This is a genomic window from Myxococcus sp. AB036A (assembly GCF_006547355.1).
Lineage (GTDB): Bacteria > Myxococcota > Myxococcia > Myxococcales > Myxococcaceae > Myxococcus > Myxococcus virescens.
The window spans coordinates 89,282-97,296 of sequence record NZ_VHLC01000023.1; the positions used below are offsets into that span (position 1 = coordinate 89,282).

The 8,015-nt window shown below is 70.5% G+C and carries 7 protein-coding genes; 4 read left to right on the forward strand and 3 right to left on the reverse strand.

Going from position 1 to position 8,015, the window contains the following annotated elements; genetic code table 11:
• Positions 1-56 precede the first annotated feature (56 nt).
• Genes FL344_RS12480 through FL344_RS12495 form a run of 4 tightly spaced genes read left to right on the forward strand, consistent with a single transcriptional unit; the run spans position 57 to position 4,682 of the window.
• Complete coding sequence (locus FL344_RS12480) at positions 57-986, forward strand: ABC transporter ATP-binding protein (protein ID WP_141618672.1); 930 nt, start codon at positions 57-59, stop codon at positions 984-986.
• On the forward strand, positions 983-1,705 hold the full coding sequence (locus tag FL344_RS12485; RefSeq protein WP_011551659.1) for an ABC transporter permease: 723 nt from the start codon (positions 983-985) through the stop codon (positions 1,703-1,705). The genes FL344_RS12480 and FL344_RS12485 overlap by 4 nt, the downstream gene beginning before the upstream one ends.
• Positions 1,702-3,570 carry a Gldg family protein gene (locus tag FL344_RS12490; protein WP_141618673.1) on the forward strand — a complete coding sequence of 623 codons (1,869 nt, stop codon included), beginning with the start codon at positions 1,702-1,704 and terminating at the stop codon, positions 3,568-3,570. Before FL344_RS12485 ends, FL344_RS12490 begins: the two co-directional genes overlap by 4 nt.
• Entirely contained in the window at positions 3,567-4,682 is a 1,116-nt protein-coding gene (locus tag FL344_RS12495; protein ID WP_141618674.1) for a hypothetical protein, read from the forward strand. Before FL344_RS12490 ends, FL344_RS12495 begins: the two co-directional genes overlap by 4 nt.
• Here the strand turns inward: FL344_RS12495 and FL344_RS12500 are convergent.
• From FL344_RS12500 to FL344_RS12510, 3 genes are read right to left on the reverse strand one after another with little or no spacing between them, the layout of a single operon-like run.
• Complete coding sequence (locus tag FL344_RS12500) at positions 4,671-5,504, reverse strand: GvpL/GvpF family gas vesicle protein (RefSeq protein WP_194863088.1); 834 nt, start codon at positions 5,502-5,504, stop codon at positions 4,671-4,673. The genes FL344_RS12495 and FL344_RS12500 overlap by 12 nt on opposite strands.
• Before the next feature lie 8 nt (positions 5,505-5,512).
• Positions 5,513-5,923, reverse strand: a complete 411-nt coding sequence (locus tag FL344_RS12505) for a response regulator (RefSeq protein WP_141594298.1) — start codon at positions 5,921-5,923, stop codon at positions 5,513-5,515.
• A complete protein-coding gene (locus FL344_RS12510) occupies positions 5,920-8,007 on the reverse strand; it encodes an ATP-binding protein (protein ID WP_228564980.1) in 2,088 nt (695 codons plus the stop codon). The genes FL344_RS12505 and FL344_RS12510 overlap by 4 nt, the downstream gene beginning before the upstream one ends.
• Positions 8,008-8,015: the final 8 nt, after the last annotated feature.

Below are 8,015 nucleotides of genomic sequence, written 5' to 3' on the forward strand. Positions count from 1 at the left end.
CAATCCCCTCCGCTGCGCCAGAAGAAACGACGCATTCGAAGGGGAGAGGACTCCTGATGATTCAGGTCGAAGGGCTGACCAAATACTACGGTGAGCACGCGGCGATCCGGGACCTGGCCTTCACCATCAGCCAGGGAGAAGTCATTGGCTTCCTGGGCCTCAATGGCGCTGGAAAATCGACGACGCTGAAGGTCCTGGGGTGCGTGCTGCTGCCGACCTCGGGGCGTGTCGTCATCGACGGCCATGACGTGGTGAGCAATGCCCACGAGGTCCGCCAGCGCATCGGCTACCTGCCGGACGTGCCTCCGCTCTACGACGAGATGACGGTGGGGGAATACCTGGCCTACGTCGCGCAGCTTCGCGGCGTCACGTCCCGGGACACCGCCCGCCGCGTGGGCGAGGCCGAGGAGAAGACGGGCCTGCGTGACGTCCACGGCGAGCTCATCTCCACACTCAGTCACGGCTACCGCCAGCGCGTAGGCGTGGCGCAGGCGCTGGTGCACAAGCCCGCCCTGCTCATCCTCGACGAGCCCACCAGCGGGCTCGACCCCCGGCAGATTGTCGAGATGCGAGACGTCATCCGCGGGTTGAAGGGCGCGCACACGGTGCTCGTCTCCAGCCACATCCTCCCGGAAATCTCCCAGACGTGTGACCGGCTGCTCATCATCCACAGGGGGATGTTGGTGGCGCAGGGCACGGAGGAGGAGTTGGCGGCGAAGATGGGCGGCCGGGGCACCATCGAGCTGGAGGTGCGCGGCGACAAGGCGCGCGCGGTGGAGGTGCTCCAGCGCTTTGGCTCGGTGGAGGTGGACCGCGCGTCGGATGGTTTGGTGGCGCTGACGGTGCGGGCCTCGCCCGACCAGCGGCCCCAGGTGGCGCAGGCGGTGGTGGGCGCGGGCCTGGAGTTGTTGCGGCTGGACCAGGGAGCCGGTCAGCTCGAATCCATCTTCTTGCGGCTGACACACGGCCAGGAGGCGCGCGCGTGAAAGCGCTGCTCATCGCCCGCCGCGAGCTGTCCGCCTATCTGCGCACGCTCAGCGGCTACGTCATCATCGCGGTCATCCTCGCGTTGAATGGCTTGTTCTTCAACGCGTATGCCCTGGGCGGCGCCAGCAAGCGCTCCGCCGAGGTGCTGTCTCAGTTCTTCTATTACTCGAGCGGCTTCACCGTCGTCGCCTCGGTGTTCATCTCGATGCGCCTGCTGGCCGAGGAGCGTCAGACGGGCACGCTGTCGCTGCTGTACTCGTCACCGCTGCGCGACCGCGACATCGTCCTGGGCAAGTTCCTCGCGGGACTGGCCTTCCTCGCGTTGTACCTCCTGTGCACTGTCTACATGCCGCTGCTGGTGATGGTGAATGGCAAGGTGTCCTTCGGGCACGTGGCGGCGGGGTACTTCGGTCTGCTGCTGCTGGGCAGCGCGTCGCTGGCGGTGGGGACGTTCGGCTCGGCGCTGGCGCGCAACCAGTTGCTCGCTGCGATTACGTCCGCGGTGATGCTGGTGGCCCTCATCCTGTGCTGGCTCCTGGCGCGCATCACCGAGCAGCCGCTGGCGGATGTCTTCAGCGCGATGTCGCTGTGGAATCAGCACTTCCCGCCGTTCCAGGCGGGGCTCATCCACGTGCGTGACGTCGTCTACTACCTCGTGGTCACCTACGTGGCGCTGTTCGCGGCCACGCGGGTGCTCGAGGCGCGGAGGTGGCGATGAGCGCGCGTCCTTCGAGCGGGGGACTCCCCGTGACGCTGGCCTTCGTCTCGGGCCTGCTGGCGGTCTTCCTTGGTGAGCGGCTCTTCGGCATCGGCACGGGCCGCACCGTCCTGTCTGGCCTGGGCGTGGCGGTGGCGGTGGGCGCGCTGGGCTGGCGCTTCGCGCGCATGCGGTCGGCCAGCGCGGACCGGCGCGCCGTCGAGGCGTGGGTGTCGGGCCTGTACGGCGTGGGGCTCCTGGCCCTGGGGCTCTACTTCGTCCAATCGGACGTAGGCACCGGGCTCTTCGGCGGCCCCTTGTCCCAGAAGGCGCCTCGGCTGGCGGTGTCGCTGGCGGCGCTCTTCCCGGCGTTGCTCGCGTGCTGCTTGCTGCCGCTGGCGATGGTGGAGGTCGCCGCCGCGGCGATGACGCGCGCACCCGTGCTGGAGACGGGCCGTGTCCGCAGCGCGCTGTACTCCGGGCTGGGGCTGGCTTTCGTGCTCGTCTTCGCCTTCGCGTCCATGTTCGTCGCCACCCAGGCCGACGTCACGTGGGACCTGTCCTACTTCCGCACCGCGAAGCCCGGCGACGGCACGCGCAAGGTGATTCGCGGGCTCAATGAGCCGCTCCAGGTGACGCTCTTCTTCCCACCCGCGAACGAGGTGGGCGAAGCGGTGGGGCAGTACTTCCGCGACCTGTCGGTGGAGAGTCCGGGCCTGCTCAACGTGGTGCGGCTGGACCAGGCGGTGGAGCCGGCTCGGGCAAGGTCGCTGGGCGTCCACAACAACGGCACCATCGTCCTGGCGCGCGGCGACCGGAAGGAGCCGCTCACGGTGGGCCTGGAAGTCGAGCGGGCGCGCGGCCAACTCCAGCGGTTGGACCAGGAGGTCCAACGCCGCCTGCTGACGGTGGCCCGGCCTCGTCGGGTCGTCTACTTCACATCCGGCCACGGTGAGCGCGCCGAGTCGCGAGCGGTGCCGGGCGAGACGACCCGCCCGTCCGTGGAGAAGCTGAAGGAGTTGCTGCGCGCGCAGAACGTGGACGTGCGGCCGCTCGGTGTCTCCGAGGGCCTGGGCACCGAGGTGCCGCGTGACGCCTCCGTGGTGGTGGTGGCGGGCCCGACGCAGGCGTTCCTCCCCGAGGAGCTGAATGCCTTGCGCGAGTACTCCGCGCGCGGCGGCCGGCTGTGGCTGGCGCTGGAGCCGGAGGGACCGGACTTCCAGCCGCTGCTGGAGTCCCTGGGCCTGAAGTACCTCAAGACGCCGCTGGCCAATGACCAGGTGTACTTCCGAACGGCGCGGCAGCAGAGCGACCGCGGCAACCTGGGCACGGCGACATTCTCCTCGCATCCGTCCGTCACGTCGCTGTCGTCGTTGGCGGGACAGGCGCCGGTCGTCTTCCTGAGCGCGGGCGCCCTGGAGCAGATTCAGCCGTTGCCGGCAGGTCTGGCGCAGGACGTGTCAGTGCGAGCGCACGGCGCCACCTTCGCGGACGCCAATGGCAACTTCACATTGGACGCGGGTGAGATGCGGCGGCCCTGGCCCCTGGTCATCGCGGTGGAGAAGCCCGCGCCGGCCGGCCAGGAGGCGATGCGCGCCGTGGTGATGGCGGACGCGGACGCGGTGAGTGACTTGCTGATGGGCAACATGGGCAACGCGTACCTGGCGGTGGACACGCTGCGGTGGCTCACCGGTGAGGAGTCCATCTCCGGCGCAGTGTCCTCGGAGGAAGACATGCCCATCCAGCACACGCGGGAGCAGGACGTCCTCTGGTTCTACGCGACGGTGTTCCTGGGGCCGGCCCTGGTGCTGGCGGTGGGCTTCGTGACGACGCGCCGGCGGGGACGCCGCGCCCCGCGCCCCGCGGTGGCGGGAGGTGAGCGATGAAGGTTCGGGACCTGGCCCTCCAAGGGGCCCTGGCGGCGGCCGCGTTGATTGCGGCGTTCGTCGTCTGGCAGCGCGAGCCCTCCGCGGGCCCGGGGGAAGTCACGGTGGTGGATGTCCCGGCGCGCGCGCTGGACAGCATCCGCTACGAGGACGACTCCCGCTTCGTGGACGTGTTCCGCGATACCCGTGAGCGTGACCGGCTCTGGGTGCGTCTGGGCTACAAGGCCTCCAGGGCGGCCTCCGGCGGTGCGAATGCGGGCGCCACCGACGCGGGCGTGGCTCCGCAGGCGGCGGACGCGGGCGCTGCCACCGCGGCGGTGGGCACGGACGCGGGTACCGGCGCCGCCCCGGGACAGTCGCCCGTGGCCGCGCTCGAGGAACCGCCACCGCCGCGCGAGCTGCGCGCCAACGAGGTGGCGGACAAGCTATTCTCCCGCTTCGCGCCCATGCGCGCCATGCGGGCGCTGGGTGAGCTGGACGCGAAGAAGCTGGAGGAGGTCGGTCTGGCCACGTCTCCGCGCAAGCTGACGCTGACCGTGGCCGGCAAGGCGCGTGTGTTCGCCTTGGCGTCGCCTCCGGGCGGCTGGGGGACGCCGTATCTGCGCAGCGAGGAGGACGGCCGCGTGTACCTGCTGGGCCCGGCGATGCTGCCGGACCTGGAGAACGCGAACAGCCGTCTGGTGGACCGCCGGCTGCACACCTTCGACCTGGGTGACTTCGACGCGGTGACCATCAGCGCGGGTGGCGCCACCCGTGCCTTCCGGGCCACGGGCAAGGCGCCCGGCCCGGTCGTCCTGGCGCCGGAGGACGCACCGGAGCGGCCGGACGACTTCGCGCGCAACTGGCATGACCGCGTCTGGCGGATGATGCCGTTGGACCTGCTCGGCCGCGACGAGCCGCTTCCCGGGGGCGAGCCGCAGGAGTCCTTCCGCGTGGACTACCTGCGCGCGGGCCGGGCCGTTGGCCACGTCATGGTGGTGAAGAGCGAGGGGGGCTTCTACGCCCGGACCGAGCACACCACGGGCTGGGCCCGGCTCCACGCCGGGATGGACGCGCTGGTGGAAGAGGCGGCGCGGGTGACGGCGCCCGTGTCCACCGCTTCAGGGAAGTGATGCGTCCTCGTCACGCAGGCCCAGGTGCACGTCCACGAAGCTGTACGGCGCCCAGGGCCCGGTGAAGCGGAACGTGTACGTGTCCGAGCGCGCCGCCAGGGAGCGGACCTTCTCCTCGAAGGACTCCAACCGGGCCCGCTCGACGAGGAAGGCCGCGTTGAGCAGCATCCGCTCACCCACGGGGGGATGCTCTCGCATGGCGGAGGCTCGGGGGCGCAGGCCCTCCAGCAGCGCCCGCATGTCACGCCCGGCGCGGTCCTCCACGGCGGCCTCCAAGCGGCGTTCGTGCTCGGCCTCCGGCTCATCTTCGCGCCGGTGAAGCTGGGCGTCTTCCAGCACCAACCGCTGGGCGAGGTGCTCGCGGTGCCAGAGCACCTTCAGGCCCAGCTCCACCTTGCCCTCCAGCGCGTCCAGCACGCGGGACAGTTCGTCATGGGCCGTGCGCAGCACAGCGCGTACCTGGGCCTCGGACGCCATGACGGTGCCGAAGGCCACGGGGATCACGGTGTGCTCACGGAGCAGGGTTTCGGTGACGCGCTGGTGCCCCAGCAGGTGCGCTCGCGTCGGGTCCACCACGCGGCCTGGCGCTACGGACACCAGGGCCGTGAGGCCCGCCTCGCTCACAGCGTACACCTGCGCGGGAACAGCGCCCAATCCGATGCGCCCGACGTCCAGGGGCGCGGTGGCACGGACGATGCCGTAGAGATACCGGAGCCCGTCAGGCGTCCCCGTCTCCGACGTGGGGGGCGAAGGCCGTGCGGCCTGGGCCGTGCGGGTGTCGCCGTGAGCCGCCCCCTTCCGGGGCCGTGTCGTCCGGGACATGGTGCGCTTCACCTCGCCGATGCGCCTCCGTGGGTGGCGAGCACGCGGCGGACTTCATCCACCAGCGCGTCCGGCAGGCAGGGCTTGGTGACGAAGGAGTCGCAGCCCGCGCCCTTGGCTTCGTCGGACTGCCCCGTCATCGCATGGCCCGTGAGCGCCACCACGGGGATGGCGCACGTGCGGTCGTCGCCCTTCAGCCGCCGTGTCGCCTCCCAGCCGTCCATGATGGGCAGCGACAGGTCCATGAGGATGATGTCGGGCCGCAGCTCGAAGGCCTTGTCCAGCGCCTCCTGGCCGTTCTTGGCCTCGGCGACGCGGAAGCCCGAGAACTCCAGGTACTCGGCGTACATCTCCCGGGCATCTTGATAGTCGTCAACGACGAGCACGAGGGGCTTCGGGGTCTCAGATGGGTTCGTCATGCGCGCCTCGCGCGTCGGGGAAAGTGCAGGGTGAATGTCGAACCCTCGCCCTGGGTACTCTGGAGGGTGACGCGCCCCCCCAGCATGGCAGCCAGGCGACGGCAGATGGAGAGCCCCAGACCCGTGCCTCCATAGGCCCGGGTCGGAGAGCTGTCCACCTGCTGGAAGTCCTCGAAGATTTTTTCCTGGTTCGCTGGGGCGATGCCAATGCCCGTGTCCGTCACGGAGATGGTGAGCGTGGACGTAGCAGCCACGTACTCCGCCTGCACCTGCACTGAGCCTTCGTGCGTGAACTTCAACGCATTCGACAGGAGGTTGAGGACGATTTGTTTCACCTTCTGCCGGTCACTGTACACAGCCGGCACGCGCGGGCCGAGGTGGGCGCTCACCGTCAGCTTGCTGCGCGCGATGATGGGGTCCATCTCCGCCATGACCTCCTGGAGCAGTTCCGGGATGCCGAAGTCCGACAGGTTCAAGGGCATGCGGCCCGCTTCGATGCGGGTGATGTCCAGAATCTCGTTGATGACCTCCAACAGGTGTCTGCCGTTGGAGTCGATGCGCGTGAGGTTCCGCTTCTGCGCCGGGTTCAGTTCGCCGGACACGCCCTGCAGCAGCATGTTCGTGTAGCCGAGGATGGCGTTGAGCGGCGTGCGGAACTCGTGGGACATGTTGGCCAGGAACTGGGACTTGGCCGCGCTGGCCTGCTCCACCTGGATGGCCTGCCGGCGCAGCATCTCGTTCTGTTCGGCCAGCTCCGCGGTGGCGGCCTGCACGCGCGCCTCCAGGTGGACGGAACCTTCCTTCACCCGCTCCAGCAGCCGCGCCTTCTCCAGCGCCTCGCTGCGGTCGTGGAAGAGGGTGACGATGCCCGTCAGCTCACCGGAGTCGCCCAGGACCTTGCTGGCCACGGCCTCCATGGGGAGCGTGGCGCCCGTGGCCGGGTCCACCAGCCCGAGCTGTCCGCGCCAGCGGGGCCGGCCTTCCGCGTCCAGCAGGTTGGCGAGGAACGACGAGAAGCTCGCGTTGTTGGAGCGCAGCCGCCGCAGCGCCGCTTCCCCACTGTCGGGGTGCGTGGCGAAGAGCTTCTCCGCCGGGCCGTTCATCATCACCATGCCGCCCGCCGGGTCGGACAGGATGATGGGGTCCGGCACGGAGTCCAGCACGCGGTCCAGCCGGTGACGCTCGCTGCGGGCCTCCCTCTCCGTGTCGCGCAGGCGCCGGTAGCTCTCACCCAGCGCCTGGGTGGCGCGGCCCAGGTCCGTCACGTTGCGCAGCACGCTCACCAGGGACTCGCGGCCATCCGGCTCGAGTACGGGCGTGCTGACGACCTCGAAGAGCAGGTCGATTCCCTCCACCGGGTCCACCAGCGGGACTTCCCGTCGGCGCACGGTGGACGTGTCACCGCTGGCGAAGCTGGCCAGCGCGGAGGAGAACACCTGCCGGTTGAGCTCCGTCGCCCGGCGGCGGCCTTCGCTCGCGTTTGGCCCGGCCACCAACAGCACCTCCGCGCGGGTGTTGGCGATGTGGGGCCGTCCCTCCAGATCCGTCAGCAGCACGGGGTCCGCCACGGTGTCGATGATGCGGCGGAGCAGCTCGCCGCCCGCCACCTCGCGGCGCTCCGTGGGCAGCATGGCAGCCAGCCGGGGGCCGACGTGCGCGCTCACCCAGGCTGCGTCCGGCGTCAGCGTGGGGCCGTCCGCGGACAGCAGCAGCAGGCCCGCGGCGGGTGCTCCGGAGCGGCCCAGGGGCACCGCGATGCATCCCTCGGCCGGCAGCGGGGCCCGGGGGGCGGCGAAGAAGCGAGGCGCCCCCTGCGTCAGCGTCTCCGCCAGGGGATGGGAGGTCTCACCGGGCTGGAACGCCAGGGCGTCACGCTGGGCCTCGGAGAGGTTCCGGGCCGCGAGGCAGACCCACCTGTCCGTGCCGCTGCCGCGCGCGAGGCAGGCTGCGACGTCCGACGGCCGCTCGCGGGTGAGCCACGCCACCACGTGCTGCGCGCACAGACGTGGCTCGTCGCAGGCGAGCAGGTGCTCGGCCAGGGCGAGCCGAGCTTCGACGTCTGGCTCGGGGGTTGGGGTGGGCAGTGCGGCGG